The organism is Aquimarina atlantica, from assembly GCF_000626715.1.
Classification (GTDB): Bacteria; Bacteroidota; Bacteroidia; order Flavobacteriales; family Flavobacteriaceae; genus Aquimarina; species Aquimarina atlantica.
Genome location: NZ_AQRA01000037.1, coordinates 1 through 668, shown reverse-complemented (window position 1 = coordinate 668; position 668 = coordinate 1). Strand labels below are relative to the sequence as shown.

Here is a 668-nt window from a genome sequence, read left to right as displayed (position 1 = left end):
TCTGATCAAGGAGGAAATAGCCAATCTAAATCTTTTCAGGTACAAGGACCTGAGCCTATAACTGTAACCCTTGTCAACAAAAAAGAATTATCATGTAGGGATGGAAATGATGCTGCTATACAACTAAATATAGAAGGAGGAACAGGGGATTATGTAATCACTTGGGAAAATATAGTCGATCCTAATTTTAATGCGTTGGGTAATGAACTCAAAAATGTAGGATTTGGATCTTATGTATATCGAGTAGTAGATCAAAATGGGTGTTTTACTACAAACTCAAGTCAACCTATAGAATTTACAAACCCTCCGCTATTCTCTATTGATCTGGGTGAAGATCCCTTCTTTTGTGAGGGGCAAACGGTAACTATATCTTCCACTATACAAGATCCCAATGCTTCTTATAGCTGGACATCGGATACCGGTTTTACCAGTACCAACCCAGAAATCAATGTAGACCAACAAGGAACCTATACTGTAACTGTAACCAGTGGAAAAGGATGTATTGCCCAAGACAGCATTACCGTAATAGAAAATATAAAAGAAATTAATGCAGAATTCTTATATACAAGTCAGGTATTTACCAATGAAAAATTTGTCGTAATTGATGTGACTTATCCTATACCCGATCAAATTCAGTGGGTAATGCCAGAAGAAGCAACTATAATAAC

Annotated in this window: 1 pseudogene; it reads left to right on the top strand. The window is 36.4% G+C overall.

Features of this window, described 5'->3' with window-relative positions:
• Positions 1-668 (top strand): annotated as a pseudogene (locus tag ATO12_RS26300) (hypothetical protein); the annotation flags it as partial.